Here is a 26999-nt window from a genome sequence, read left to right on the forward strand (position 1 = left end):
ACCTGGCATGAGCAAGTTCGACAAGGCAAGTGTCGAAATCGTCGGCGAGAAGACACTTTCGGACGGATGGACGCGGCTCAGCACCTACGACATCGACTATACGGATTCCGAGGGCGAAACCCACAGGTTGAAGCGCGAGATCTATCACCGCACGCCGGCCGCCTGCATCCTGCTTTACGATCCCAAACGCGAAACGGTGGTGCTGGTGCGCCAGTTTCGTCTGCCGGCGCATCTCACCGGCTTTCCCGGCTGGATGATCGAGGTGCCCGCCGGCCTGCTCGATGGCGACCATCCGGAAGAGGCCATCCGTCGTGAAGCGATCGAGGAAACCGGCTTTCGCGTCCGAGACGTCCGCTTTCTGTTCAAGATATTTACCTCGCCGGGCTCGGTCACCGAAATCATCCATTTCTTCGCCGCCATTGTCGACACCACGGACCGTGTTGCGGCCGGGGGTGGGCTTGCCGACGAACATGAGGATATCGAGGTGCTCGAAGTCCGGCTGAACGATGCGGTGGCGATGATCGAATCCGGCGAGATTTACGACGCCAAGACCGTGATGTTGTTGCAATGGGCGGCCTTGAACAGGGCGAGCCTGAAATAAACTGCCCAAGCCTCGGGAAACCGGGAATCAGGGCAATTCTCTTCATCACGGTGTCACGAATCGCGACTACCGGGAAGCATTCGCCGGATACGTCCGGACCAATTTCACGCCTTCGAAACGATCGACGCTATTTCAGGAGAAAGCCGATGTGGCTCAGCAATTTCACGCTCGTTCTTCCCGATGAGGTTGTGGAGCGGGGATCTGTCCGCATCGAGGATGGCGTCATCGCGGAAATCCGGCCGGAGCCGGTGAAGATTGCGACCTTCGATGGTGGCGGACGGCTGCTGATGCCGGGTTTCGTCGATCTGCATGGCGATATGATCGAGCGCGAGATCGCGCCGCGGCCGAATGCGACGATGCCGATCGATTTTGGCATCCATGAACTCGACAAGAAGCTTGCTGCCGCCGGCGTGACGACCGCTTATGCCGCCGTTTCCTTCGCGACCGAAAGCGTCTACGGTCATGTCCGCTCGCTGGAGACGACCTCGGCGGTCATCAAGGGCTTGCGCGCTCTGCGCGATCACCTGCTGATCGACCATCGCGTTCATGCCCGCTACGAGATCACCAATGTCGGCGCCGCGCCGACGCTGGAGCGGCTGCTGAACGACGGCGCCGTCGACATGGTGTCGCTGACCGACCACACGCCGGGGCAGGGGCAATACAACAATATCGAGGCCTATATCCTCAGCATGTCCGAGCGCCGCTCGATGTCGCGCGAGGCAGCGGAAGAGGTGGTGGCGCGCCGCATCGCCATGCGGCAGGACCCGGATATCGAGGCTAAGCTGCGGGATATCGTCGGCCTCTCCCTGAAGCACAGCCTGTCGCTGGCCTCGCATGACGACGACAGCGCCGAGAAGGTGGCGGAAATGCATGATCTCGGCGTCACTATCAGCGAGTTCCCCGTGACGCTGCCGGCCGCTGAAGAGGCGCATCGACGCGGCCTCTGGACGCTGATGGGCGCGCCGAACGCGCTGCGCGGCCAATCCATGTCCGGCAATCTCAGCGCCCTCGACGCGGCGCGGGCAGGCCTGCTCGGCACGATCGCCGCCGATTATCACCCCGCCGCCTTCGTGCCGGCGATCTTCAAGCTTGCGGATGTCGCGAGCGGCGGCCTGCCTGCCGCTGTCGCCATGGCGACGGCCAACGCCGCGCGGGCTGCCGGCCTTACGGACCGCGGCGCGATCGCTGTGGGACAGAAGGCCGATCTCGTCGCCGTCGAGCGCGGAACGGTGCATCGCATCCGCGCCACCTTCCGCGGCGGCCGTATCGTCTATAGCGACGGCACGCTGCATCCGCTTGCCGCGATGGCGGCCTGAGGGGAGACGATTGCTGCGGGCAAGTTGAGGGGGCCGGCTGGCACGTATTTAATTCACGTCACCAAGCAGTGATAAAATCTGCCGTCCCTGGACCGCAGGTGTTTTGCCGAGGCTCACGGCCTTGCCGCCTTCCATCCGCACCTTGCCTTCCGCCAAAAGCCGCAGTGACTGTGGATAGAGCTGATGCTCGATCGTGAGCACGCGGGAGGCCAGGGTATCGGCGGTGTCGTCCGTCAGCACCGGCACGGCCGCTTGGCCGATCACCGGGCCTTCGTCCATGCCTTCGGTGACGAAATGCACCGTGCAGCCGGCGATCCGCTGGCCGGCGTCGATGGCGCGCTGATGCGTGTGCAGTCCGGGGAAGAGCGGCAGCAGCGAGGGATGGATATTGATGATCCGCCCTTCGTAGCGCTGGATGAAGCGGCCCGAAAGCAGGCGCATATAGCCGGCGAGGCAGATGATGTCGGGCGAGAGCGCTTCGAGCTGCGCCAGGATCGCCTCTTCGTGGGCATCCTTGCCGGCATAGTCCTTGCGCACGAAGGCGAAGGTGGGGATGCCCTCGGCGGCGGCTTTCGCAAGCCCGCCGGCATCCGCCTTGTCGGAAAGCACGCCGACGATTTCAGCCGGATAGTCTGAAGCCGCAGCCGCCTTGACGAGCGCCATCATGTTGGAGCCGCTGCCCGAGATGAAGACGACGACGCGTTTGCGGGCCGAACTCATATTGCCAGCGTGCCCTTGTAGACGGTGCCGGCAGCGCCTTCGGAGCGCGCGATCATCCGGCCGAGCGTGACGATCGTTTCGCCTTCGGCCTCAAGCGCTGCCTTGACGGTATCGACGTTTTCGGCCGCGACGACGGCGATCATGCCGATGCCGCAATTGAAGGTGCGCAACATCTCATTGGCCTCGACGCCGCCCGTTTTGGCGAGCCATGAGAAGACCGGCGGTACCTTGACGGCGGCAAGATCGATCTCGGCGGCGAGATGCTTCGGCAGCACGCGCGGAATGTTTTCCGGGAAGCCGCCGCCGGTGATGTGGGCGAGTGCCTTGATGGCCTGGGTTTCGCGGATCGCCTTCAGAAGCGGCTTCACATAGATGCGCGTCGGCGTCAGCAGCGCTTCACCGAGCGCCTTGCCTTCGGCGAAAGGAGCGGGCGCATCCCAGCCGAGGCCGGAGAGATCGACGATCTTGCGCACCAGCGAAAAGCCGTTGGAATGAACACCGGAGGAGGCGAGGCCGAGAATGACGTCGCCCTCGGCGATATCGCCCGAGGGCAGAAGCTGGCCGCGCTCGGCGGCACCCACGGCAAAGCCGGCGAGATCGTAATCGCCATCGGAATACATGCCCGGCATTTCCGCCGTCTCGCCGCCGATCAGCGCGCAGCCCGCCTCGCGGCAGCCGGCCGCGATGCCGCCGACGATCGCCGCACCCTGGTCGGGATCGAGCTTGCCGGTAGCAAAATAGTCGAGGAAGAACAGCGGCTCGGCGCCCTGGACGACGAGATCGTTGACGCACATGGCGACGAGATCGATGCCGACCGTATCGTGATAATCCGCGTCGATGGCGATCTTCAGCTTGGTGCCGACGCCGTCATTGGCGGCGACCAGAACCGGATCGGTGAAGCCCGCGGCCTTCAGGTCGAAGAGACCGCCGAAGCCGCCGATTTCACCGTCGGCGCCGGGACGGCGCGTCGAGCGCACGGCAGGCTTGATCTTTTCGACCAGCAGGTTGCCGGCATCGATATCGACGCCCGCGTCGCTATAGGTCAGACCGTTTTTTCCAGACTGGCTCATGCTTCCGCCTCCGATGGCCGCCCTTCCGTCTCGGCAGGGCCTTGATGGGGTCGCCATTGCATGACATGGGCCTTTATGCAAGGCGCTAGCACTGGCAAACCCTCGATTTTCCCCGCTTCACAGCACAGAAAGACGGAAATCCGGCCGCAGGCTTGACCATAATTGCGGCATCATCCTATGTCCTAAGCAAGCGGCAGACAGGCGACGAGCAGCGGGGAAGTCGATGAAGCAACAGGTCAGCGGGGCGAGCCTCAAGCGTCAGGTCACCTTCTGGGTGTTCGTGCTCGCCGCCTTCATCCTCTTCCTCTATCTCTTCAGCTCGATCCTGCTGCCTTTCATCGCCGGCATGTCGATCGCCTATTTTCTCGATCCCGTGGCCGACCGGCTGGAAAGGATCGGCCTCAGCCGCCTGATGGCGACGATCTTCATCCTGGTCGCCTTCGTGCTGGTCTTTGCCCTGGCGCTGACGATCTTCATCCCGATCATCATCAATCAGTTCAATGATTTCGTCCAGCATATACCGGGCTATGTGCAGCAGCTCCAGCAGTTGATCGCCAAGACCCAGACCATGGTGCTGCCGGACTGGATCCGCAATCAGATCGGCGTCATCAAGGACAATTTCTCCAATATCATGTCGGATGGCCTGAGCTTCGTCGGCGGCCTGTTCGCGCAGATCTGGAGCTCCGGCAAGGCGGTGGTCAACATCCTGTCGCTGATGGTCATCACGCCCGTCGTCGCCTTCTATATATTGCTCGACTGGGATCGCATGATCGCCAAGGTCGATGGCTGGGTGCCGCGTGATCATGTTGCCAGCGTCCGCCAGATCGCGCGCGAGATCGACCAGGCCATTGCCGGCTTCATCCGCGGCCAGGGTTCGCTCTGCATCATTCTTGGCGTCTATTATGGTGTCGGCCTCACGCTGGTCGGTCTGAATTTCGGCCTGTTGATCGGCCTCTTCGCCGGTCTGATCAGCTTCATCCCCTATGTCGGTTCGCTGGTCGGGCTGGTGCTGGCGGTGAGCGTCGCGCTGGTGCAGTTCTGGCCGGACTATCTCTGGGTCGGTCTGACGCTGGTGGTCTTCTTCACCGGCCAGTTCCTGGAGGGCAACATATTGCAGCCGAAGCTGGTCGGCGAAAGCGTCGGCCTGCATCCGGTCTGGCTGATGTTCGCGCTGTTCGCCTTCGGTGCGCTTTTCGGCTTCGTGGGCCTGCTGATCGCCGTTCCGGCGGCGGCGGCATGTGGCGTGCTTGTCCGGTTCGCCCTTTCGCGATACCTTCAAAGCGACCTCTATTATGGACACTCGGAGGCCGGCAGGGCGCGCCGCGCCAAGGCCGGAAATCCTGAGAAAAACTAGACATGACCGACGCGAAGAATGCTGATTTGAGGCGCAAGTCCGCCGAACAGCTGCCCCTGGCCTTTACCCATGACGCGGCGAGCGGCCGCGACGACCTCCTGGTGGCCGATCCCTTGAGCGCGGCGGTGAAGATTGTCGATTCCTGGCCGAACTGGCCGTCTCCCGTCGTCATTCTCGCCGGCCCGGTGGGCTCGGGAAAGTCGCATCTCGCCAATATCTGGCGAGAGCGGAGCGACGCCGCCTTCATCCATCCGAAGGCCGGCTCCGATGCGGCGGTCATTGCGGCAAGCGGTCCGGTCATTTTCGAGGACGTGGATCGGCAGGGCTTCGACGACACGGAGCTCTTCCACGTCATCAACAGCGTCCGGGAAAACGGTACGGGGCTTTTGATGACCAGCCGTCTCTGGCCGATGTCCTGGCCGGTGAGCCTGCCGGACCTGCGCTCGCGGTTGAAGGCGGCGACCGTCGTCGAGATCGGCGAGCCGGACGAAGAATTGCTGTCGCAGGTCATCGTAAAGCTCTTCGCCGACCGTCAGCTTTATATCGATGACAAACTTGTCCTCTATATCGTCAATCGCATGGAGCGGTCTCTGAACGCCGCGCAGTTGATCGTCGACCGGCTGGACCGGCTGGCGCTTGCGCGCGGCACCAGGATCACGCGCATATTGGCCGCTGAAGTGTTGAATGAATTGGGTAATTCCGGTCAGGCAGATTGAGCGATCGCCGCACTGTCACAGTTCCGTCGTCAAACTGCTATACGTGGCACAGAGCTAGAGATGAGGGTAGGTGGAACATGGACTCGGCAGTAACGGAACATCAGGACGCCAACCAGCAAGCCGCGGAGGCCACGCCGCCGATCAACGAGCTGCTGACCAGCCCCGAGCGCTTCATCAATCGTGAATTCTCCTGGCTCCAGTTCAATCGCCGCGTTCTTGAGGAAACGCTGAACACGGCGCATCCGCTGCTGGAACGTATCCGCTTCCTCTCCATTTCCGCCGCCAACCTCGACGAATTCTTCATGGTGCGCGTCGCCGGCCTCGAGGGCCAGGTCCGCCAGAAGATTCTCATCCGCACGCCGGACGGCAAGACCCCTGCCGAGCAGCTCGACGATATCCTGCGCGAAATCGACAATCTGCAGATGGAACAGCAGGCTTCGCTGGCCGTGCTGCAGCAATATCTCGCCAAGGAAGATATTCTGATCGTCCGCCCGGCCGCTCTTTCCGACGCCGACCGGCAATGGCTTGCCAACGAATTCGAGCAGGCGATCTTCCCGGTCCTGACGCCGCTCTCCATCGATCCGGCGCATCCGTTCCCGTTCATCCCGAATCTCGGCTTCTCGATCGCGCTGCAATTGAACAGCATGAGCGGCCGCGAGCCGATGACCGCGCTGCTGCGCCTGCCGCCGGCACTCGACCGCTTCGTCCGCCTGCCGGACGCCAGCAACGTCATCCGCTACATCACGCTGGAAGACGTGGTGAACATCTTCATCCACCGGCTCTATCCCGGTTATGAGGTGCAAGGCTCGGGTACGTTCCGCATCATCCGCGACAGCGATATCGAAGTCGAGGAAGAGGCCGAAGATCTGGTACGCTTCTTCGAGACGGCGCTGAAACGCCGCCGCCGCGGTTCGGTGATCCGCATCGAGACGGACTCGGAAATGCCGCTCGAACTGCGCCAGTTCGTGGTGGAATCGCTGAATGTGCCGGAAAACCGCATCGCGGTTCTGCCCGGCCTGCTGGCACTCAACACGCTGTCGGAAATCGCCAAGGCACCGCGCGATGACCTGCGCTTCGAGCCGTACAATGCCCGATTTCCTGAGCGCGTCCGCGAGCATGCCGGCGATTGCTTCGCCGCCATCCGCGAAAAGGACATGGTGGTCCATCACCCTTACGAATCCTTCGACGTGGTGGTCCAGTTCCTGCTCCAGGCTGCGCGCGATCCTGACGTTCTGGCGATAAAGCAGACGCTTTACCGCACCTCCAACGACAGCCCGATCGTCCGTGCGTTGATCGATGCCGCCGACATGGGCAAATCGGTCACGGCTCTGGTCGAGCTCAAGGCCCGTTTCGACGAAGAGGCCAATATCCGCTGGGCGCGCGACTTGGAACGCGCCGGCGTGCAGGTCGTGTTCGGCTTCATTGAGCTCAAGACGCATGCGAAGATGTCGATGGTGGTTCGCCGCGAGGACGGCAAGCTGCGTACCTACTGCCATCTCGGCACCGGCAACTATCACCCGATTACCGCCAAGATCTACACGGACCTGTCCTACTTCACCTGCGATCCGAAGATCGGCCACGACATGGCGAACATCTTCAACTTCATCACCGGCTATGGCGAGCCGGAGGGCGACATGAAGATCGCGGTCTCGCCCTATACGCTGCGTCCGCGCATCCTCCAGCATATCGAGGAGGAGATCGTGCACGCCCAGAACGGCCGCCCGGCGGCGATCTGGATGAAGATGAATTCGCTCGTCGATCCCGACATCATCGACGCGCTCTACCGTGCCAGCAATGCCGGCGTCGATATCGAACTCGTGGTGCGCGGCATCTGCTGCCTGCGTCCGCAGGTGCCGGGTCTCTCCGAGAAGATCCGGGTCAAGTCGATCGTCGGCCGGTTCCTCGAGCACAGCCGCATCTTCTGCTTCGGCAACGGCTATGGCCTGCCGTCCGACAAGGCGCTGGTCTATATCGGCTCTGCCGACATGATGCCTAGAAATCTCGACCGCCGCGTCGAAACCCTCGTGCCGCTGACAAACAAGACCGTGCATGAGCAGGTTCTTTCGCAGATCATGCTGGGCAACATCATTGACAATCAGCAGAGCTACGAGATATTGCCGGACGGTACTTCACGGCGCATGGAGGTGCGTAAGGGAGAAGAACCTTTCAACGCGCAGCAGTATTTCATGACCAATCCGAGCCTGTCCGGCCGTGGTGAAGCTCTGAAATCCAGTGCGCCGAAACTGATCGCCGGGCTGTTATCGGGCCGCAAGAAATAAACTGGACCTGCATGGTTGAATCAGAAGCCCAGGGGCGCCTTCCCGGTGTTGCCCCTGTCTCCGTAGTCGATATCGGCTCGAACTCCGTTCGTCTTGTCGTCTACGAAGGCCATTCGCGCTCGCCGACCATCCTTTTCAACGAGAAAGTGCTTTGCGGCCTCGGCAAGGGCCTGGCGCTGACCGGAAAGATGGATGAAGAAAACGTCGCGCGGGCGCTTGCCGCTCTGCATCGCTTCAAGGCGTTGTCCGATCAGGCGCGCGCCTCGACCATCTATGTGCTGGCGACGGCTGCCGCCCGCGAGGCGAGCAACGGCCCGGAATTCATCCATCAGGCCGAGACGATCTTGCAGCGCAAGGTACGGGTGCTGTCGGGCGAGGAAGAGGCGCGTTTTTCCGCGCTCGGCATCGTCAGCGGCTTCTTTCATCCCGATGGTATCGCCGGCGATCTCGGCGGCGGCTCGCTCGAACTGATCGACATCAAGGACAGGGAGATCGGCAAGGGCATCACCCTGCCGCTCGGCGGCCTGCGGCTCTCGGAATATGCCAACGGCTCGCTTGCCAAGGCGCGCAGTTTCGCCCGCAAGCATGTGAAGACGGCGAAGCTGCTCAGCAAGGGCGAGGGCCGCACCTTCTACGCCGTCGGCGGCACCTGGCGTAACATCGCCAAGCTGCATATGGAAATCCGCAAATATCCGCTGCACATGATGCAGGGCTACGAAGTGCCGCTCGACGAGATGATCCGCTTTCTCGATCAGATCGCCGAGGCGAAGGATTCGAAGGACCCGGCATTCCTGTCCATCTCCAAGCATCGCCGTTCGCTGCTGCCTTTCGGCGCCGTGGCGATGCGGGAGGTGCTGACGGCGATGAAGCCGTCCATGATCTCCTTTTCCGCGCAGGGCGTGCGCGAAGGCTATCTCTATTCGCTGCTGACCGAAGCCGAGCGCCATAGCGACCCGCTGCTGGTCGCGGCTGGCGAGCTTGCGATCCTGCGCGCCCGCTCGCCGGAACATGCCCGCGAGCTTGCCGAATGGACCGGCCGCATGATGCCCTTCTTCGGCATCGTCGAGACCGAGGAGGAAAGCCGCTATCGTCAGGCAGCCTGCCTGCTGGCCGATATCAGCTGGCGTGCCCATCCTGACTATCGCGGCCTGCAGGCGCTCAACATCATCGCCCATACGTCCTTCGTCGGCATCAGCCATGCCGGGCGTGCGTTCATCGCGCTCGCCAATTACTACCGCTTCGAAGGCCTGCACGATGACGGCGCCACCGAGCCGCTGGCGACGATCGCCACGCCGCAATTCGTCGAGCGCGCCAAGCTGCTCGGCGGTCTTCTGCGCGTCGTCTATCTCTTCTCGGCCTCGATGCCCGGCATCGTCCGCAACCTGTCGATCCGTCGCTCCTCGAACCCGGATCTGGACCTCGAATTCGTCGTCCCGTCCGAATATCACGACTTTGCCGGCGAGCGGCTGGACGGACGTTTGCAGCAGCTCGCCAAGCTGACGAACCGCCGCCTGGCATTTCGGTTCGAATAGGAAAGGTCTTCTCCCCGAGAGGAGAAGGCCCGTTCTTACTTCGCGTTCAGGAAATCACCGACGTCGAGAATGCTGAATTCGTTGTCGTCGGCCTTGTCGACAGCGCGGCCGGCCGAGAAGGGCAGGTTGTTGTCGTTGCCGATGATGATATGCGTGGCGTCGACGCGGTCGACATTCTCGATGGTGACGAAGGGCATGTCGTAGAAGCCGTCACCGCCGCCCTGACGGCGCTTATGATCCGGGTCTTCGATGCGCAGCAGGTCGATATAGCCGATCTTGCGCACGGCCTTGCCGGCATTGGCGTCGCTGAACTCGATCTTGTAGACGCGCTTCAGTTCGGCCGGGGCCTCGAAGCAATCCGGCCTCGGCTGCTTGGGGTCGGCGCAGGCCTTGTCCTTCGTGCCGGCGCCGTTGTCGCGCTCGATCACCAGCGCGGTCTTGTCGTCCAGCATGTTGAAATCGCCGATCGAGACACCCTTGTCGGCAAAGGGATAGAGCCAGCTGCGGCCGGTCCAGCTCTTCGAGGCGACGTCGAATTCGATGAGGCGGATGACGGTGTGGCCGTCGATGCTTTCCATCTGGCCGTCATCCTTGTAGATCGCACCTTCCAGCAGGCCGTAGAGCTTCGCGCCATCCTTGGACAGGGCAAGGCCTTCGAAGCCGCCGGAGCGCTTCAGGTTGAAGGCGGGCATCTTCTGCGCGGGATTGCCGGGAAGCTGCAGCAGGGGATTGTCGGGGGACAGGACCGGCTTGCCGTCGAGCGCCGTCGGGATGACGTCGGTCAGCTGGCCGGACGTATCGAACTTCAGCAGATAGGGACCGAACTCGTCGCCGATCCAGAAGCCGTCGGCGACGGGCTGGATGGATTCGATGTCGAAATCCGCACCCGTCAGATAGCGCCGGTCGCTGCCTTCGAGGACGATGGGGAAGGGGGCCTTCTTGTTCGGATCGGAGAGGAACAGGTTCTTGACGACGTCGACCTTGCCATTGTCCCAGTCGAATTTGAGCTGGTGGAGGAACAGCATGGCGTCGCTGGAATTCTGCTTGGAGCCGAAGCCATTGTCCGACAGCGTCCAGAAGCTGCCGTCGGGCATGGCCTTGATGCCGGAAAATCCCTGGATCGGCTGGCCGTCGAGGGGCAGCTTCAGGTCGGTGACGCGCGCGCCGTCCTTGCCCGGAACGGTGCCGAGCGCCTCGGTGCGCTTGCGGTCGGGTGTCGTGAACTTGCCGGATGTCTTGAGGAACGCTGGCGCGTCTGCGGGCGCCGCGACCATGGTGTTGGCCGGCAGGATGGCCTGTGCGGCAAGCTTTGCCGGAAATTGCTGTTCGTCGGCCTGGGCCGAGGCGGCTATCAGAACGAAAAGTGCCGTGGAAGCGAAAAGGATTCGGGTCATCGCATCACCTTGTTGGCTTGGATTGACGGGACAATCCTCGCTTAACAGGCGAGTTGTGTCGGCGAATTAACGCTCCGGTGAAGCTTTGGTGACGATGCACAACTCATAGGCTGCAAAGCGCTGCCGCCCGGCGAACAATGCCTAGAGGCCGCCGGTCATCGCCTTCAATGCCGGCTTTTTCTGCTTGTGCAGCGCGATGACGCCGAGTGTGTGATCACGGCCACGCACCGCGTGGTCGCCGAGATCCTCGGGAACGATCCCGTCCGGAAGCTGCAGCCGACGCGCCAGGTCGGTCGAGATCAGCACCTGGCGGTCGAGCGTCTTGCACAGCGCTTCCAGCCTTGCGGTGGTGTTCACCGTATCGCCGAAATAAGCGATCTTGTGGCGGTCGACACCGATTTCGGCGGTGACGATGCCGCCGCCGTGCAGGGCGGCCCTGAGACGTGGCACCCTGCCATAGGATTTCAGCCATCTCTCCGCATTTGCCTCGATATCGGCAAGGATATCGAAAACGCACCGCACGCAATTGGCATTCTTCGCGCCGCGGTCCAGCGGCCAGGTCACGATTGCCGCATCGCCGATATAATCGTCGATCGCGCCCTTGTGCCGCCGTATCGGTTCGGCAATGGCGCCGAAGACCGCGCCCAGGAATTGCTGCGTCTTGAGGTCTCCATGCTCCTCGGCAAAGGCCGTGGAGCCAACGAGATCGATGAAGAGAAATACGCGCTCCTCCTGCACCGGGTTGCGATAGCGGCCGGTCAACAGGCTGAGGAAGACATCGCGGCCGAGCAGTTCCCGGACGCGTGCCACGAAAATGACGACGGCGGTCACCGCCACGGCGTAGAGATAGACGTCGAGCTGCAGCAACGTGACGTCGGCCCAGGAGCCGGTGATCACCCCCAGGGATTTCATCAGGCTGCCCGCGATGGCAAAACCGGTGGCAATCAGGGCAAAGTCCACGATCAGCGCTGAGGCGATGAAGGCCGGCGTGGGCAGGCGATGCATCCACTGGTTCAGGCGCGGCAGGATCATGCGGCGCTCGAAGGCCAGCAGCGGCATACCGGTGAACAGCGCGAAGACCGCACCGATATACATCGGCGCTTCGGGGAAGAACAGCCGGCCATAGGCAACGCCGCTCCCGGCAACGAAGAGCGCCGTCAAGATCCAGTTGCGCGTAGTAGGGAACATTCCCATCCGGTCGATCCGCCAAGAGACAGTGCATAGTGCCAAAACTACCGCGTTTCGGCAAAGATTATGCGCCATCAAACATATGATTATGTTAGGCGTTCATTCCAAGAGATTTGCGGCGCAATCGTGGTGCGCTCGCACATCTTGTGGTTCAACCCCGCGTGATCGTCGCCTGGCGGGCAACGACGGGGTGGTTACAGGGCGACGGTTTCCACCCGCTTGCCGACAAAGCGCAGGGCGACCTGGCCCTGGATGAGCTGCAACGCCGTCTCGCCGAAGAGATCGCGCCGCCAGCCGGTGAGGGCGGCGACATCGGCCTTTTCGCCCTCGGCGGCGATCTTGTCCAGATCCTCGCTGTTGGCGATCACCTTCGGGGCAACGCCGTGCTTTTCGGCGGTCAGCTTCAGCAGAACCTTCAGCAGTTCGGCCGCGGCGGCCGTGCCTTCAGGGGCTTGCTGATGGCGCGGTGCGTGCGGCATGTCGGCCTTGGGCAATGCTAGCGCCTGATTGATCGCTTCCAATACGGAAGCGCCCGAGGCGGAACGCTCCCAGCCCTTGGGGATGGTGCGCAGCCGGGCGAGCGCTTCGGTGTCCTTCGGCTGCTGCTGGGCGATTTCGTAGATCGCGTCGTCCTTCAGCACGCGGGCGCGCGGTACGTTGCGGGCGCGCGCCTCGCGTTCGCGCCAGGCGGCGACATATTTCAGCACGGCCAGCTCCTGCGGCTTGCGCAGCCGCATCTTCAGCCGCAGCCAGGCGTCGTCAGGATGCAGGTCGTAGGTTTCGCGGGCTTCGAGGATCGCCATTTCCTCCAGAAGCCAGGAGGCGCGGCCCTCGCGCTCGAGCTGTTCCTTCAGCGACAGATAGACGTCGCGCAGATGGGTGACGTCGGCAATCGCATAGTCGAGCTGCTTTTCCGACAGCGGCCGGCGGCTCCAGTCGGTGAAGCGCGAGGACTTGTCGATCTGGACGTTCTTGATGCGGCTGACGAGCTGGTCGTAGGAGACCGAGTCGCCGAAGCCGCAGACCATGGCGGCCACCTGCGTGTCGAAGATCGGATGCGGGATCAGATTGCCGCGATTGAAGATGATTTCGATATCCTGACGGGCGGCGTGGAACACCTTCATGACGGCGGTGTTGGCCATCAGCTCGAAGAAGGGCTTCAGGTCCAGGCCCTTGGCCAGCGGGTCGACGATGACCTCAATCGTCGGGCTCGCCATCTGGATCAGGCAAAGCTCCGGCCAGAAGGTCGTCTCGCGCAGGAATTCGGTGTCGATGGTAATGAATTCTGACTTGGCCAGCTCTTGGCAGGCCGCCTCCAACTGGGCGGTAGTTTCGATCATATCAACACATTCATCGGTAAAGTAGTTTACTAATCTTCCTTCTCCTTTCAGCCGGATATGTCAATACGTGGAGAGACGAAGTATCTCACCGCATTCCGCTTTTCGGAAAATTCGTTGAAGATGGGCAACGCGCCAGAGCATGCCGCGCAAAACTGCGCAGCGGTTTTGCGACCACGACCTGCTCAAGATCGAAGACCTAAAGTGCGAGATGCGGCTCTGAAAGATCGTGGTACGCTTTAGACCACGCGCATGTAGCTGGTCATACCGGTCTTCTGATGCTCGATGATATGGCAATGCAGCAGCCAGTCACCGGGATTGTCGGCCACGAAGCCGAGCTGCACCTTTTCATCCGGCTGGATCAGATAGGTGTCGGAGACGAAGGGCGGCACCTGTCTTGTCGAAGAGGAGAGCACGGTGAAGCTCATCCCGTGCAGATGGATCGGATGGGCGTGCGGCGTCACGTTTTCCATGTCGAGGACATAGCTCTTGCCCAGCTTCAGTTCGGCCAGCGGCGCGGTGGGGTCGGGCGTGTCGCCCGGCCACGGCACCTTGTTGATCGCCCAGAAACTAAAGCCGAGCGAGCCGCAGATGCTGTCGGCGGATGTATCTTCCGCCGTGGCGCTGAGGATGAGCGGGATGTGCTCGGCTGACCCGATATCCGGCTTTGCGACGGGATTGCTCTCCAGGGGCGCGAGGTCGCGAACATCGCGCTTCAGCGAGCCGCCGACCGAACGCAGGGTTGCCAGGACCTTCGGAGCGGTGCCCCGGATATCCTCCAGCTTGACGATCGCGCCTTCCGCGTCCGGCATGCGGACGGCCAGTTCCAGCCGCTGGCCGGGGCCGAGTTGCAGCAGGTCGAGGGGAAAGCGCTGCGGCACCGGATTGCCGTCGATGGCGATGACGGTCGCCTCGGCTCCATCCATACGGAAGGAATAGATGCGGGTGACGTCGGTGATGGCAAGGCGCAGGCGCACCAGGCCGCCGGTGGGGGCGTCATATTGCGGCTGCTGCTGCCAGTTGGCGGTGCGCACCGTCCCGTAGGTGCCGGACTTGGCGGAATCGCGCGGGCGGAACTGGGCGATGAACTGCCCGTCGCCGCCGAGGCGCCAGTCGCGGAGATTGAGCACCACTTCCGAATCGAAGGCTGGGTCCTTCGGATTTTCCACGACGATGACGCCGGTCATGCCATGACCCATCTGGATCAGCGTGTTGCAATGCGGATGATACCAGAAGGTGCCTGCGTCCGGAGGCGTGAAGGCATAGTCGAAGTGATCGCCGGTATAGACATAAGGCTGGGTCAGGAACGGCACGCCGTCCATCCTGTTCGGCAGGCGGATGCCATGCCAGTGGATCGTCGTCGGCTCGTCGATGCCGTTGATCAGCCGCGCGGCGAAGGGTTCGCCTTTTTTCATGCGCACGACCGGCGGCTTACCGGCATCGCCATAGGTCAGCACGTCCCTGGTCACGCCGCCATCCGCCAGGCCGGCCTGGGTCTTCACGGTCTTCAGCACCTGCGGCTCCGCCGCCAGCGCCTTGCCGCCGAACTTGCCGGCGATGCCAAGCCCGACGCCATAGGCACCAGCCACGGCGGAAGCTTTGAGCAAATTGCGGCGGGTGAGGATCGGCATGGCCATGCTCCGGGAGCGAGAATTTATCGATGCTTGTTTAAAGTTGACATCGATGTTCAGCAATAGCTTTGAAGTGGCCAAACTGCCGCAGCGGCTACCTGTGGTGGGGAATTGAGGAGGTTGGAATTAAAAATACAATCTAAAATTGATGTCGCATCTTGGATTATGCGTGCCTCGAAGCATCGTTAGTTGTCGATGTTGGCGGTATTGCGCCTACGGAAAGGTAATGGTCCCAGGAGTGGTGAGCATTTCAAAATCAGCACTCTTAAATGCACTCTTGGAATGATATAGTCGGTGTATTGGATGACAATCTTTGGAGGAACAGATGTCGAAAGCCATCGGAATTTGTCTATCGACTATCGTTGTCTTGGTAGCTGCCTCGAACGTTACTCATTCCGCTGATGTAAAAAAAGATACAAGTGGGCCGCACTACTTTCATCAGGATGATAAAAATCAGTTCGTTGATGTTTATGTACATCAAGACGATCGGGTCACAATCAAGGTCAGTAACGGGCGCCCTTTGAGGCCAATGTGGATCAATCTACACGCAGTCTATAGGCAGGGCACGTCCGTTATCACGCACGTAGATTATCATGTTTACTGCAAGTCTCCCGTTGGACACGGCGCTGAGAATTGGTTCGAGTTTCACACTCCGGGAGCCAATCAGGCTAGCACGGTCGAACTGAGCAGTAATAAAGAAAGGCCATGGAAATCCCCAGCTGATGGATGGACGGTCGGTATCAGCACGGACGGAACTTTTTAGCGAATGTGACTATGCTTGTGGCGCTCACTGTCGCAAAATGTCTATCCAAAAAGGACCGCTCCATACGTCAGGGTATGGAATCGCAAAGTGACGGTGAAACTCGATGGTATTTGTAAGGCGAGCCCGGTCGAGTTGAGCAATAATGGGGAATGATCTCGTTAGGTGAGGGGTTCCCAAGACCTCTTTCTCTTGCTCGGCGAACGGAAGCAGTAGTTTCATTGGTCCAGCTAGCGAGATGCAGGTGTCGCGCCGTTCACAAAGGCCTAGTGTAATTTCTAAGCCATTGAAATTGCAAGAGCGGGGGTCCGATCCTTACTTGTACAGTTCAGAGGTCGAGTGCGTCCCTGCCTACCCCCTCTCTTGCAAAAACTAAGACTTAGACGAGGGACGAGCCCTCATCTAAGCCTAAGTTTTTGCTTTCTCGCCCGCCAGGGGCGAGATAGACCGGTGCTTCGAGCCTTGACAAATCAGGCGCACCATGCGCTTTTCCGCCCGATTTTCTCGTCGGCAGGCGAGGGGCTTTTGTCCGCATTCGCCGCCGGCCGCCAAGTCCAGGATATATACTATGCATCGCTATCGCAGCCACACATGCGCCGCCCTGCGCAAGTCCGACGTCGGTTCGACCGTCCGCATCTCCGGCTGGGTTCATCGCGTCCGAGATCATGGTGGCGTGCTGTTCATCGACCTGCGCGATCACTATGGCATCACTCAGGTCGTCGCCGATCCGGATTCGCCTGCCTTCAAGCTGGCCGAAACCGTGCGCGGCGAATGGGTCATCCGCATCGATGGCCTTGTGAAGGCCCGCACTGAAGACACGATCAACAAGAACATGCCGACCGGTGAGATCGAGCTTTACGCGCAGGAGATCGAAGTGCTCTCCGCCGCCAAGGAGCTTCCGCTGCCGGTCTTCGGCGAGCCGGACTATCCGGAAGACGTGCGCCTGAAGTACCGCTTCCTCGATCTGCGCCGCGAAACGCTGCATAAGAACATCGTCAAGCGCACGCAGGTCATTTCCTCGATGCGCCGCCACATGGGCGAAGTCGGTTTCACCGAATACACGACCCCGATCCTGACGGCCTCGTCGCCGGAAGGCGCGCGCGACTTCCTGGTGCCGAGCCGCATTCATCCCGGCACCTTCTACGCGCTGCCGCAGGCGCCGCAGCAGTACAAGCAGCTGCTGATGGTCGCCGGCTTCGACCGCTATTTCCAGATCGCGCCGTGCTTCCGCGATGAAGACCCGCGCGCCGACCGCCTGCCGGGCGAATTCTACCAGCTCGACCTCGAAATGAGCTTCGTGACGCAGGAAGACGTCTGGAACACGATGGGTCCGCTGATGACCCAGGTGTTCGAAGAATTCGCCGAAGGCAAGCCGGTCACCAAGGAATGGCCGCGCATCCCCTATGACGTCGCGATCCGCAAGTATGGCTCGGACAAGCCGGACCTGCGCAACCCGATCGTCATGGAAGCGGTGACCGAGCATTTCGCCGGTTCCGGCTTCAAGGTCTTCGCCAACATGATCGCCTCCAACCCGAAGGTCGAAGTCTGGGCGATTCCGGCCAAGACCGGCGGCTCGCGCGCATTCTGCGATCGCATGAACGCCTGGGCGCAGAGCCAGGGCCAGCCGGGCCTCGGCTACATCTTTTGGCGCAAGGAAGGCGAAAAGCTCGAAGGCGCTGGTCCCCTCGCCAAGAACATCGGCGAGGAGCGCACGGATACGATCCGCACCCAGCTCGGCCTCGATGACGGCGACGCCTGCTTCTTCGTGGCCGGCGATCCCGCCAAGTTCTACAAGTTCGCCGGTGAAGCCCGCACCAGGGCCGGCGAGGAGCTGAACCTGGTCGATCGCGACCGCTTCGAGCTGTGCTGGATCGTCGACTTCCCGTTCTTCGAATGGAGCGAGGAAGAAAAGAAGGTCGATTTCGCCCACAACCCGTTCTCGATGCCGCAGGGCGGCCTCGAAGCGCTGCAGAACCAGGACCCGTTGACGATCAAGGCGTTCCAGTACGACGCCGTCTGCAACGGCTTCGAAATCGCGTCGGGCTCGATCCGTAACCAGTCGCCGGAAACCATGGTCGCCGCCTTCGAAAAGGTCGGCCTCAGCCAGGCCGACGTCGAGGAGCGCTTCGGCGGCCTCTACCGCGCCTTCCAGTACGGCGCACCTCCGCACGGCGGCGCTGCCTTCGGTATCGACCGTATCGTCATGCTGCTGGTCGGCGCCAAGAACCTGCGCGAGATCTCGCTGTTCCCGATGAACCAGCAGGCACAGGATCTGCTGATGGGCGCTCCCTCGGCCGCAACGCCGACGCAGCTGCGCGAACTGGCGATCCGCCCGATCCCGCCGGTCAAGAAGGACTGAGGTTCTTCAGGCTTTCAGAAATGCAAAAACCCGGCGACCGAAATCGCCGGGTTTTTTATTTTATTGGTTGTGGAAGAGCCTCAGAGGGCGGCATAGACCGCCTTGGCGAGATCGATGGTGAACTGTCCCCACATGCCTTCGAGCGTCGTGTTGGTGAGCGCCACGACCGTCAGCTTCTTCTCAGGGTCGACGAACCAGCTGTGGCCATAGACGCCGCCCCATTTGATCGTGCCTTTGGAGAACGGGGCCTGCGCTTCAACGGGATCGGTGACGACGGACCAGCCGTAGCCGAAGCCGAAGCCGGCTTGCAGCGGCTGCATATGGCCGCCCGCCTGATCGGCCATCATGGTCTTCACGGTATCGGCCGACAGCAGCGGCGCGCCGCCCTTGCGGATGGTTTCCAGAATGGCGAGGATGTCGCTTGCCGTTCCGGCCATGCCCGCGCCGCCGGAGTGATAGGAGGCGGGATCGAATATCCTGTCCGGCGTGAAATGAATCACGCCATCGAAAATAGGCGCAACCGCCTCTTGTCCCATCCGCCGCGGCTCGGGCGATGCATTCACATAGGCGGCCGCCAGACGGCTGCGGTCGCGGACGGAAAAGGCGGTATCGGCAAGCCCCAGCGGCTTCGTCACCAGTGCCTCGACGGCGCTGCCGAGGTTGCCGCCAGTTTCCTTTTCGATGATCCCGCCGAGCACATCCATCGCCAGCGAATATTGCCAGCCCTCGCCGGGCGGAAAGAGCAGCGGCGCGCTGGCGATACGCTCGAGATTATCCGCGAGAGACCGGCCCGGCTCGCCAAGGCCGTCGGATACGCCGGCCCGGTGATAGGGGCCGCCTTCCGCCTCCGCGAATGAATAACCTAGTCCGGACGTATGTGTGAGGAGATGCCGGATGCGGATCACCGCCTCGCCGCCATCCGGCAAGCGGGGCCGGAAATCCGGCAGCCACTTGGTGATCGGATCGTCCAGCCCGATGCGGCCCTGTTCGACGAGCCGCATCGCGGCAATGGTGACGATCGGCTTGGTGACGGAGGCAAGGCGGAAGATGGCATCTTCGCGCATCGCCACATTGTTCTCGCGATCCGCCAACCCGGCGGCGCGGCGATAGGCGACTTCGCCGTCCTGGGCGATCAGGACTACCGATCCCACCAGCCGCTTGTCCGCCAGGGCGGCATCGATCGCCGCATCGACGCCATTCGCAAGGGAGGCCGGGGGAATATTTTCGAGGGGAAGACTCATGGGATGGAACCTTCTATAATCACAATGACCATTCCTGAATAACGCAAATGCTCCTATATTTCTAGAGTGATCATTGTGAAAAATAGCAAAGACATGAAAAATTCCATTCCGAAAAGACGCGGACGCCCTCCGGCCTTCGATCGCGAGACGGTTCTGGCCGCCGCACGCGACACGTTCTGGAAGCATGGCTATGACGGCTCCTCTATCGCCGATCTGACCGCTGCCATGGGGATAACGCCGCAAAGCCTCTATGCGGCCTTCGGCTCGAAAGCCGAGCTTTATCGCGAGACGCTGGAGCAATATCGGCGCATGCCGCGGCCGGAACCCGGCAATCCGTTTCAGGACAAGTTGGACACCGTGGCTGCCTTCGAGCGTTTTCTGACGAATTCCGCCAGGATATTCACGGCACCGGAACATCCGAAAGGCTGCATGATATCGACGGCTGTCCTGAATTGTGCCGAGGAAAACGAACCGGTCGCCCATCATGTCGCATCCATGCGCCTGCAGACGCTGGATATCTTTGCCGCCCGTATCGAGCGCGGCGTCGCTGAGGGCGACATGCGGCCGGAGACCGACGCGCGCTCGCTTGCGCGTTTCCTGGGTGCCATCGTCCAGGGCATGTCCGTCCAGGCGCGCGACGGTGCGACGACGGATGAGCTGCTTGCCCTGTCGTCTCATGCACTCAGCGAACTCAGGACGTACCAGCTGCCGCGCGATGACTGAAGCAGAGCAAAGAAAAACCCGGCGACCGTGATCGCCGGGTTCTTTGTTGTCGGGATCGAAGGCCGATCAGTCGTTGGACGAGACCTTGAGGCCGATGACCTGCGGGATAGAATTCGGAGCGCCCATGGCGGCGCCGATGATCATCGGCAGCGGCACCGGCTTGTCCGGCGACGCGTTGATGGTCAGGCTCTTCGGATTGTCGAGATAGGAGCTGACGGCAGCCGAAACGGCATTCTGCAGTTCCGGAATATTGAGCTGCGCCAGCATGATCGGCGTCATCGCCTTCAGCGTGTCGGCGAGCTGCTTGCCGGAAACGCCCTGCTGCTTGCCGGCGAATTCAAGCGCGCGCGAGGTGATCGAAGCATCGTCGAAGCGGATCTGGGCGCTGTTGAAGGTCAGCTGCTGCAGAAGGCCGAGCATGGCGATGCCGGCTGCCTGTTGCGCATCCTGCTGGTTCGGGTTGCTGCGAACGGTCTTGAGGGTCGATTGCAGCGACTTGACGAAGGCAGGCGTATAGCCGGAGAAGCTGAGGGCGAAATTGAGCTTGCCGATATCCTTGAAATCCAGGGAGTATTCGGTGATGTCGATCTTGCCGGGGCCGAGCTCCCAGCTTCCCTTCATGGCGATCTTGCCGTTCAACTGCTGAAGATCCAGCTGGCTGATGGCTTCCTTGCTCTTCGGATCGTCAACCTTGCTGAGATCGGCCTTGACGTCATTGACCTGCGCATCGAAGTCGTAGCCGGAATTGTCGGCGCGCTTCGTCATGGTCATGTCGGCATTCGCGATACCGAAGACCTGCGTGCCGTCCTTGACGACGGAGACGGGGCCGGAATGCGCGCTTTTGTAGTAGAGCATCGGGCCGAGTTCGCTCTTGTCCGGATCGGCCGGGACTTCAACACCGTTCAGTTTCAGGCCGGTGGCGCTGATGGTAGCGCCGTCCTTGCTTGCGGAAACCTCCGGGAAGTCGACCTCGTCGATCGTATAGCCGCCGTTCGCCTCGGCGACGCCCGTCAGCGCGATGTCGCCGAGCTTGATGCCCTCGGCCTTGCCTTCCGGCTTGAAGCTCGTGCCCTTGAACGTCACCGTGGAGCCGCTGACCTCGACCTTTTCGGCGGCGATGGAAACGCCCTGGGCGGAATAGATGTTGTTGATCTTGGCGAGGAGATCGTTGCCATCGAGCGCGAAGGCGGAGCTGGCAAAGGACAGGATTGCGGCGCTGGACAGCATCAGCCGCGTTGTCCGATAGAAAGTCATGATGGGGTTTCCTCGTTAAACTGGTGTTAGGCGGGAGCACAGATTCTGCGTGTACCGCGGCGAGTTATATTCACCTTTGCCTGAAATTCCAATGACAATGCGGTTGCAGATGCGTGTGTAAGAGAGGTCCACACTCTTACGCTGGATTGTGCTTGAACTGAGGCGTCATCCACAAGTGCGTTCCACTGATTTCTTGCCGGGAATCGGCTTCTCCGCTAGTCAAGAGCCATGGGACAAAATCTTTTACCGCCTGGCGGCGGCGATGACGACAGCATCCATCCGGTGGACCTGAAGGCCGCGCTCGAAGAGCGCTATCTGGCCTATGCCTTGTCGACGATCATGCATCGCGCGCTGCCGGATGTTCGCGACGGCCTGAAGCCTGTTCATCGCCGCATCGTCTACGCCATGAGCGAGATGGGCCTGCGCCCGAACGCCGCCTTCCGCAAATGCGCCAAGATCGTCGGCGAGGTGATGGGTAACTATCACCCGCATGGCGACCAGTCGATCTACGACGCGCTGGCGCGCCTCGCCCAGGATTTCTCGCAGCGTTATACGCTGGTCAACGGCCAGGGCAATTTCGGCAATATCGACGGCGATAGCCCGGCCGCGATGCGCTATACCGAATCCAAGATGACGGCGGTCTCCGAGCTGCTGCTCGAAGGCATCGACCAGGATGCGGTGGATTTCCGCGATACCTACGACGAGTCGAATTCCGAGCCCGTCGTTCTGCCCGGCGCCTTCCCGAACCTGCTCGCCAACGGCTCCTCCGGCATCGCCGTCGGCATGGCGACCTCCATTCCGCCGCACAATGCCCATGAGCTTTGCGACGCGGCGCTGCATCTGATCAAGCATCCGGATGCGACCGTCGAGAAACTGGTGGAACTGTATATTCCCGGCCCGGATTTCCCGACCGGCGGCATCATCATCGACGATCGCCAGAGCATCGTCGAGAGCTACCGAACCGGCCGTGGCGGCTTCCGAGTACGAGCCAAGTGGGAGACGGAGGATCTCGGCCGCGGCGGCTATCAGATCGTCATTACCGAGATTCCGTTCCAGGTGCAGAAGTCGCGACTGATCGAGAAGATCGCCGAGCTGCTGCTGGCGCGCAAGTTGCCGCTGCTCGAGGATGTCCGCGATGAATCCGCCGAGGACATCCGCGTCGTCCTGACGCCCAAGAGCCGCACCGTCGATCCGATGATTCTGATGGAATCCATGTTCAAGCTGACGGAGCTGGAAAGCCGCTTCCCGCTGAACATGAACGTCCTGTCCATGGGCCGCATCCCGAAGGTCATGGCGCTGAACGACGTGCTGAGGGAGTGGCTGGACCACCGCCGCGAAGTTCTGCTGCGCCGTTCGCGCTTCCGCCTTGCCGCCATCGAAAAGCGCCTGGAAATCCTCGGCGGCTTCCTGATAGCCTATCTCAACATCGACGAGGTCATCCGCATCATCCGCGAGGAGGATGAGCCGAAGCCTGTGATGATGGAGCGGTTCGGGCTGACCGACAATCAGGTCGAAGCGATCCTCAACATGCGGCTGCGCTCCTTGCGCAAGCTGGAAGAGTTCGAAATCCGCAAGGAATTCGACGGCTTGACCCAGGAAAAGGCCGATATCGAAGCGCTGCTCGCCTCCGAAGACAAGCAGTGGCAGACGGTCGCCTGGGAAATTGGCGAAGTGAAGAAGAAATTCGCCAAGGCGACCGAACTCGGCCGCCGCCGCACGCAGTTCGCCGAAGCGCCCGAAGCCGACGATGCGGCGATCCAGCAGGCGATGATCGAGAAGGAACCGATCACCGTCGTCGTGTCCGAGAAGGGCTGGATTCGCGCGCTGAAGGGGCACATCTCCGATACCTCGACGCTCGCCTTCAAGGAAGGCGATGCGCTGAAGGTCGCCTTTACGGCCCAGACGACGGACAAGATCCTGATCATCACGACCGGCGGCAAGGCCTATACGCTCGGCGGCGACAAGCTGCCCGGCGGCCGCGGCCATGGCGAGCCGTTGCGCATCATGGTCGACATGGAGAACGACCAGGATGTGCTGACCGCCTTCGTCCACGATCCGCAGCGCAAGCAACTGATCGCATCGACCGCCGGCAATGGCTTCGTCGTGCCGGAAGCGGAACTGGTCGCCAATACGCGCAAGGGCAAGCAGATCATGAATCTCACGACCCCGGACGAGACCAAGCTGCTCGTGCCGGTCTCGGGCGATCACGTCGCCATCGTCGGCGAGAACCGCAAGATGCTGGTCTTCCCGCTGGCGCAAGTCCCGGAAATGTCGCGCGGCAAGGGCGTTCGCCTGCAGCGCTACAAGGACGGCGGCATCTCCGACATCAAGTGCTTCGCCATCGCCGATGGGCTCACCTGGGAAGACAGCGCCGGCCGCACCTTCACCAAGACCAAGGATGAGCTGGTCGAATGGCTGGGCGACCGCGCCGGCGCCGGCCGCACCGTGCCGAAAGGCTTCCCGAGGACGGGCAGGTTTTCCGGGTGAGGAGCGGTTGGAATAGTTGATGAAACGCCCCGGTGGGGCGTTTCAGGCGACGGATGCAGTGAAGCTAGGCGAGGACCGGGTACAGCGGATGGGCACCATCAGCCGGTGTAAGGGATGCAAACATCTCTCAAGAAGCGCGTAGCTCCTTCCTCATCGATTTCGCCGGCGGCAATGGCTAGGACGAAGCTATAGAGATTGGCGTCCGTTGTCTGGATCTCGTAGCCGTTATCCATGAGAAAAATACCAGCGGCGACGATGGCTATACGCTTGTTGCCATCCACGAATGCATGGTTTTTGGCCAAGCCAAACAGGTAGGCTGCTGCGAGTTCGACAACATCCACGCTGCCATATTGAGCTTTGTTGACAGGGCGCGCCAAGGCGGATTCGAGAGCGCCTTCGTCCCTTAAGCCGTATGAGCCCCCAAATCGCTTGATTTGTATCTTATGCAGCTGCTCGACGAGCGTTCGCGTCAGGAAAATAACAGGCATTATTCTGCCAGCTTTTTGAGCGCTACTTTGTATTTATCCATGAAACGCTGTGCATGTTCCATCTGACGCGCAAAATCGGCATCAGTGGGTTGCAGGCGCAACTCACCGTCTTGCATGCTGAGTTCCAGCGTGTCGCCGGCTTCGAGACCCATGCGATCAAGAATTTCCCGCGGAATAATCACGCCTTCGGAATTGCCGATCTTGCGGATGACGACGTTCATGGTTTTGCTCCTGATGTAATAACGCAGTTATAACATCTCGAATTGGCCGCAGCAATATGCAGTTCGCTACCCCGCCGCCACCGCCCTTGCCTTGACCCGCGCCTGCCACAGCGAGTACGCTGCCAGCGCCAGGATCAGCACCAGTCCGCCGGCGAGCGTCGTGTTGCTCGGCGCCTCGGCAAAGATCAGCCAGACCCAGATCGGTGCGAGGATCGTTTCCAGCAGGTAGAACATCGCCACTTCCGGCGCCGACAGGAAGCGGGTGCCGGTGGCGAGGCACCAGAAGGCCAGTGGCATGAGGAAGCCGCCATCGAGCAATATCCAGCCGGGATGATCGATGCCGAAGCCTGAGGGAATGACGTGATAGAGGCCGACCGCGGCCGGAATGGCGGCGGAGAGCAGCGAGGCGAAACCCATGTCGCGGCGCGAGGCGCGGCCGATGGTGATCGCGCAGGCGATCGCGAAGGAGGCGAGGAGCGATAGCGCATCGCCGAGCATATGGCCGCTCTCCATGCCGTCCCGCACGATCAGGCCGACGCCGAAGACCATCACGATCATGGTGATGATGGTGGAAAGTGCCGGGCGCTCCTTGAGGAAGATCCAGGAAAGGAGCGCGGCGAACATCGGATTGAGCGCGATGATGAACACGACATTCGCCGCCGTCGTGTAATAGACGGCAAGCACAAAGGCGATGGTTGTCAGGCCGTAGAGCAGGGCGACGGGAAGACCGGCCCAGCCCGGCAGGACGCTGCGCAGGGAGCCGGTGAGGCGGCGGATGACGACAAGGGCGAGAAGCGACACGACGACGGTCGCAAGGCTGCGCGCCGACAGCACCGACCAGGGGTCACCGCTCGAAAGCCGTATCAGCGGAATATCCACCGACAGCGCGAGACCGCCGATCGCGCTCAGCAGCAGGCCTTTCCTGTGATCGGCGCCGTGGGAGGTCATTCAGCGGGCGGAATCGTCGCCGGCCCGCGCGGGATCGAAGCGTTCCCAGCCGCGCGGCGTCAGATGCTCCTGCGGCTGGAACCGCGTCTTGTAGTCCATCTTGCGTGAGCCCTTGACCCAATAGCCGAGATAGACGTGCGGCAGGCCGAGCGCCTTTGTCCGCTTGATATGATCGAGGATCATGAAGGTGCCGAGCGAGCGGTCCTGAAGGTCGGGATTGAAGTAGGAATAGACCATCGACAGCCCGTCGCTCATCACGTCTGTCAGCGCCGCCGCCAGCAACTCGCCTTTCGGCCGCTGCTCCAGTCCCGACCCTTCCTCGCGCCGGCGGTATTCGATGATGCGGGTGTTGACATGCGTATCCTCGACCATGATCGCGTAATCGAGGACGGTCATGTCGGACATGCCCCCCTGCTGATGGCGATAGTCGAGATAGCGGCGAAAAAGCGAATATTGCTCGCTCGAAGGCTGGGCCGGGAATTCGGTGGCGATGATATCGCTATTGGTCGACAGCACGCGCTTCATGGAGCGGCTGGGCTCGAAGTCCTGCGCGAGGATGCGCACGGAGATGCAGGCGCGGCAGGCTTCGCAGGCGGGCCGGTAAGCGATGTTCTGCGAGCGGCGAAAGCCGCCCTGGGTCAGGATATCGTTCATCTCGGCCGCGCGTGGACCGACGAGATGGGTGAAGACCTTGCGCTCCATCTCGCGCGGCAGGTACGGACAGGCAGCCGGAGCCGTCAGATAAAACTGCGGGGATGGCGTCGACTGCGTATTCATCTGCCGCTGACTGACCTTTCCTTCGGCATTCGATATTACACAAGCATTGGCTCAAGTTTGCAAAACGTCAACCATGTCCTTCGCATGATGTCACAGTTTCCTGAGTGGCTGCATGGGATGCTTGTTGATACAGCCCCGAATTCAGGCCGTCCGCACGATGACCGTGCCGAGCAGGAGGTCGTGAATGAGCCGGCTGCGCTCGATGAACAGGCCCGCCAGCAGGATCAGCGGCGTCAGCACGGAGTTCAGAATCCAGAACAGCGCCAGATGCACGATGGCCGTCAGGAAATCCATCGGCCGGCCATCGACCCGCACCATGGCGATGCCCATGGCGCGCATGCCGAGCGAGGCCTGATAGCGCCCGCCGAGCGTCCAGCCGAAATAAAGGCCGGCCACGATGATGAAGAGGGCAGGGTAGAGGAAGAAACCGAGCCCCAGCGTCAGGATCGACAGGAAGAACAGCACAATGGCCGCCGGAATGCACAGCAGGGCAACGATGACATAATCGATGACGAACGCGAAGATGCGCCGGCTCAGCACACCGCTATAGGCGCGCCAGTCGTCCGGTGCTGCATAAGGCGGGCTGGGATTCAGGCTCATCGT

The 26999-nt window shown here is 61.5% G+C and carries 22 protein-coding genes; 9 read left to right on the forward strand and 13 right to left on the reverse strand.

The genetic code is table 11. From position 1 onward, the window contains the following. Positions 1-7 precede the first annotated feature (7 nt). Together FHX11_RS09470 and FHX11_RS09475 are read left to right on the forward strand one after the other, a co-directional pair. Complete coding sequence (locus FHX11_RS09470) at positions 8-601, forward strand: NUDIX domain-containing protein (protein WP_184357291.1); 594 nt, start codon at positions 8-10, stop codon at positions 599-601. 146 nt (positions 602-747) lie between these two features. After that, positions 748-1917 carry an alpha-D-ribose 1-methylphosphonate 5-triphosphate diphosphatase gene (locus FHX11_RS09475; RefSeq protein ID WP_184357293.1) on the forward strand — a complete coding sequence of 390 codons (1170 nt, stop codon included), beginning with the start codon at positions 748-750 and terminating at the stop codon, positions 1915-1917. 48 nt (positions 1918-1965) lie between these two features. On the opposite strand, the gene purN is transcribed toward FHX11_RS09475, so the two are convergent. Both purN and purM read right to left on the reverse strand, forming a co-directional pair. Next, entirely contained in the window at positions 1966-2637 is a 672-nt protein-coding gene (gene purN, locus FHX11_RS09480; protein ID WP_184357294.1) for a phosphoribosylglycinamide formyltransferase, read from the reverse strand. Continuing rightward, the gene (gene purM, locus FHX11_RS09485) at positions 2634-3707 is read right to left on the reverse strand and encodes a phosphoribosylformylglycinamidine cyclo-ligase (protein WP_184357295.1); all 1074 of its coding nucleotides are present in this window, start codon (positions 3705-3707) and stop codon (positions 2634-2636) included. Before purM ends, purN begins: the two co-directional genes overlap by 4 nt. A gap of 223 nt (positions 3708-3930) precedes the next feature. Between purM and FHX11_RS09490 the strand changes: the two genes are divergently transcribed. The 4 genes from FHX11_RS09490 (at position 3931) to ppx (ending at position 9588) form a co-directional block, all read left to right on the forward strand. Beyond that, complete coding sequence (locus FHX11_RS09490; protein ID WP_184357296.1) at positions 3931-5061, forward strand: AI-2E family transporter; 1131 nt, start codon at positions 3931-3933, stop codon at positions 5059-5061. A gap of 2 nt (positions 5062-5063) precedes the next feature. Next, on the forward strand, positions 5064-5777 hold the full coding sequence (gene hdaA, locus FHX11_RS09495; protein WP_184357297.1) for a DnaA regulatory inactivator HdaA: 714 nt from the start codon (positions 5064-5066) through the stop codon (positions 5775-5777). A gap of 77 nt (positions 5778-5854) precedes the next feature. Further along, positions 5855-8056 (forward strand): RNA degradosome polyphosphate kinase, encoded by a 2202-nt coding sequence (locus FHX11_RS09500; RefSeq protein WP_184357298.1) that lies wholly within the window; start codon positions 5855-5857, stop codon positions 8054-8056. An 11-nt stretch (positions 8057-8067) separates the two neighbouring features. After that, positions 8068-9588, forward strand: a complete 1521-nt coding sequence (ppx, locus tag FHX11_RS09505; protein ID WP_184357299.1) for an exopolyphosphatase — start codon at positions 8068-8070, stop codon at positions 9586-9588. Positions 9589-9623: 35 nt separating this feature from the next. Here the strand turns inward: ppx and FHX11_RS09510 are convergent, their stop codons facing one another. From FHX11_RS09510 to FHX11_RS09525, 4 genes are all read right to left on the reverse strand, one after another. After that, the gene (locus FHX11_RS09510) at positions 9624-10982 is read right to left on the reverse strand and encodes an esterase-like activity of phytase family protein (protein WP_184357301.1); all 1359 of its coding nucleotides are present in this window, start codon (positions 10980-10982) and stop codon (positions 9624-9626) included. 141 nt (positions 10983-11123) lie between these two features. After that, positions 11124-12176, reverse strand: a complete 1053-nt coding sequence (locus FHX11_RS09515) for an adenylate/guanylate cyclase domain-containing protein (RefSeq protein ID WP_184357303.1) — start codon at positions 12174-12176, stop codon at positions 11124-11126. 188 nt (positions 12177-12364) lie between these two features. Then, positions 12365-13510 carry a ribonuclease D gene (gene rnd / locus FHX11_RS09520; RefSeq protein ID WP_184357305.1) on the reverse strand — a complete coding sequence of 382 codons (1146 nt, stop codon included), beginning with the start codon at positions 13508-13510 and terminating at the stop codon, positions 12365-12367. Positions 13511-13746: 236 nt separating this feature from the next. After that, positions 13747-15138: a multicopper oxidase family protein gene (locus tag FHX11_RS09525; protein ID WP_184357307.1), complete on the reverse strand. Its 1392-nt coding sequence runs from the start codon at positions 15136-15138 to the stop codon at positions 13747-13749. 1328 nt (positions 15139-16466) lie between these two features. Between FHX11_RS09525 and aspS the strand changes: the two genes are divergently transcribed. Further along, the gene (gene aspS, locus FHX11_RS09530; RefSeq protein ID WP_184357309.1) at positions 16467-18257 is read left to right on the forward strand and encodes an aspartate--tRNA ligase; all 1791 of its coding nucleotides are present in this window, start codon (positions 16467-16469) and stop codon (positions 18255-18257) included. 80 nt (positions 18258-18337) lie between these two features. Here the strand turns inward: aspS and FHX11_RS09535 are convergent, their stop codons facing one another. Next, positions 18338-19498, reverse strand: a complete 1161-nt coding sequence (locus FHX11_RS09535; protein WP_184357311.1) for a serine hydrolase domain-containing protein — start codon at positions 19496-19498, stop codon at positions 18338-18340. Positions 19499-19564: 66 nt separating this feature from the next. Between FHX11_RS09535 and FHX11_RS09540 the strand changes: the two genes are divergently transcribed. After that, positions 19565-20221, forward strand: a complete 657-nt coding sequence (locus tag FHX11_RS09540) for a TetR/AcrR family transcriptional regulator (protein WP_184357313.1) — start codon at positions 19565-19567, stop codon at positions 20219-20221. A gap of 66 nt (positions 20222-20287) precedes the next feature. Here FHX11_RS09540 and FHX11_RS09545 read toward each other — a convergent pair whose 3' ends face one another. Beyond that, on the reverse strand, positions 20288-21475 hold the full coding sequence (locus FHX11_RS09545; RefSeq protein ID WP_184357315.1) for a hypothetical protein: 1188 nt from the start codon (positions 21473-21475) through the stop codon (positions 20288-20290). A 228-nt stretch (positions 21476-21703) separates the two neighbouring features. Between FHX11_RS09545 and parC the strand changes: the two genes are divergently transcribed. Continuing rightward, positions 21704-23962 carry a DNA topoisomerase IV subunit A gene (parC, locus tag FHX11_RS09550; protein WP_184357316.1) on the forward strand — a complete coding sequence of 753 codons (2259 nt, stop codon included), beginning with the start codon at positions 21704-21706 and terminating at the stop codon, positions 23960-23962. Between the two features lie 98 nt (positions 23963-24060). On the opposite strand, the gene FHX11_RS09555 is transcribed toward parC, so the two are convergent. The 5 genes from FHX11_RS09555 to FHX11_RS09575 form a co-directional block, all read right to left on the reverse strand. Continuing rightward, positions 24061-24450, reverse strand: a complete 390-nt coding sequence (locus FHX11_RS09555; protein WP_184357318.1) for a type II toxin-antitoxin system death-on-curing family toxin — start codon at positions 24448-24450, stop codon at positions 24061-24063. Continuing rightward, complete coding sequence (locus tag FHX11_RS09560; RefSeq protein ID WP_184357320.1) at positions 24450-24671, reverse strand: AbrB/MazE/SpoVT family DNA-binding domain-containing protein; 222 nt, start codon at positions 24669-24671, stop codon at positions 24450-24452. Before FHX11_RS09560 ends, FHX11_RS09555 begins: the two co-directional genes overlap by 1 nt. A 66-nt stretch (positions 24672-24737) precedes the next feature. Continuing rightward, a complete protein-coding gene (locus FHX11_RS09565) occupies positions 24738-25619 on the reverse strand; it encodes a DMT family transporter (RefSeq protein ID WP_184357321.1) in 882 nt (293 codons plus the stop codon). After that, positions 25620-26396 (reverse strand): arginyltransferase, encoded by a 777-nt coding sequence (locus FHX11_RS09570; protein ID WP_184357322.1) that lies wholly within the window; start codon positions 26394-26396, stop codon positions 25620-25622. A gap of 141 nt (positions 26397-26537) precedes the next feature. Then, positions 26538-26996, reverse strand: a complete 459-nt coding sequence (locus tag FHX11_RS09575) for an RDD family protein (RefSeq protein WP_184357323.1) — start codon at positions 26994-26996, stop codon at positions 26538-26540. Positions 26997-26999 lie beyond the last annotated feature (3 nt).

This window comes from Rhizobium sp. BK602, assembly GCF_014195095.1.
Classification (GTDB): Bacteria; Pseudomonadota; Alphaproteobacteria; order Rhizobiales; family Rhizobiaceae; genus Rhizobium.

What these genes read in the sequence shown, in the direction of transcription:
- purN (WP_184357294.1), bottom strand. Translation starts at nt 2,637, where the DNA reads ATGAGTTCGGCCCGCAAACGCGTCGTCGTCTTCATCTCGGGCAGCGGC.
- rnd (WP_184357305.1), bottom strand. Translation starts at nt 13,510, where the DNA reads ATGATCGAAACTACCGCCCAGTTGGAGGCGGCCTGCCAAGAGCTGGCC.
- FHX11_RS09545 (WP_184357315.1), bottom strand. Translation starts at nt 21,475, where the DNA reads ATGACTTTCTATCGGACAACGCGGCTGATGCTGTCCAGCGCCGCAATC.
- FHX11_RS09525 (WP_184357307.1), bottom strand. Translation starts at nt 15,138, where the DNA reads ATGCCGATCCTCACCCGCCGCAATTTGCTCAAAGCTTCCGCCGTGGCT.
- ppx (WP_184357299.1), top strand. Translation starts at nt 8,068, where the DNA reads ATGGTTGAATCAGAAGCCCAGGGGCGCCTTCCCGGTGTTGCCCCTGTC.
- FHX11_RS09560 (WP_184357320.1), bottom strand. Translation starts at nt 24,671, where the DNA reads ATGAACGTCGTCATCCGCAAGATCGGCAATTCCGAAGGCGTGATTATT.
- FHX11_RS09500 (WP_184357298.1), top strand. Translation starts at nt 5,855, where the DNA reads ATGGACTCGGCAGTAACGGAACATCAGGACGCCAACCAGCAAGCCGCG.
- hdaA (WP_184357297.1), top strand. Translation starts at nt 5,064, where the DNA reads ATGACCGACGCGAAGAATGCTGATTTGAGGCGCAAGTCCGCCGAACAG.
- FHX11_RS09575 (WP_184357323.1), bottom strand. Translation starts at nt 26,996, where the DNA reads ATGAGCCTGAATCCCAGCCCGCCTTATGCAGCACCGGACGACTGGCGC.
- FHX11_RS09515 (WP_184357303.1), bottom strand. Translation starts at nt 12,176, where the DNA reads ATGGGAATGTTCCCTACTACGCGCAACTGGATCTTGACGGCGCTCTTC.
- FHX11_RS09535 (WP_184357311.1), bottom strand. Translation starts at nt 19,498, where the DNA reads ATGAGTCTTCCCCTCGAAAATATTCCCCCGGCCTCCCTTGCGAATGGC.
- FHX11_RS09490 (WP_184357296.1), top strand. Translation starts at nt 3,931, where the DNA reads ATGAAGCAACAGGTCAGCGGGGCGAGCCTCAAGCGTCAGGTCACCTTC.
- FHX11_RS09510 (WP_184357301.1), bottom strand. Translation starts at nt 10,982, where the DNA reads ATGACCCGAATCCTTTTCGCTTCCACGGCACTTTTCGTTCTGATAGCC.
- FHX11_RS09570 (WP_184357322.1), bottom strand. Translation starts at nt 26,396, where the DNA reads ATGAATACGCAGTCGACGCCATCCCCGCAGTTTTATCTGACGGCTCCG.
- parC (WP_184357316.1), top strand. Translation starts at nt 21,704, where the DNA reads ATGGGACAAAATCTTTTACCGCCTGGCGGCGGCGATGACGACAGCATC.
- FHX11_RS09475 (WP_184357293.1), top strand. Translation starts at nt 748, where the DNA reads ATGTGGCTCAGCAATTTCACGCTCGTTCTTCCCGATGAGGTTGTGGAG.
- aspS (WP_184357309.1), top strand. Translation starts at nt 16,467, where the DNA reads ATGCATCGCTATCGCAGCCACACATGCGCCGCCCTGCGCAAGTCCGAC.
- FHX11_RS09555 (WP_184357318.1), bottom strand. Translation starts at nt 24,450, where the DNA reads ATGCCTGTTATTTTCCTGACGCGAACGCTCGTCGAGCAGCTGCATAAG.
- FHX11_RS09470 (WP_184357291.1), top strand. Translation starts at nt 8, where the DNA reads ATGAGCAAGTTCGACAAGGCAAGTGTCGAAATCGTCGGCGAGAAGACA.
- purM (WP_184357295.1), bottom strand. Translation starts at nt 3,707, where the DNA reads ATGAGCCAGTCTGGAAAAAACGGTCTGACCTATAGCGACGCGGGCGTC.
- FHX11_RS09565 (WP_184357321.1), bottom strand. Translation starts at nt 25,619, where the DNA reads ATGACCTCCCACGGCGCCGATCACAGGAAAGGCCTGCTGCTGAGCGCG.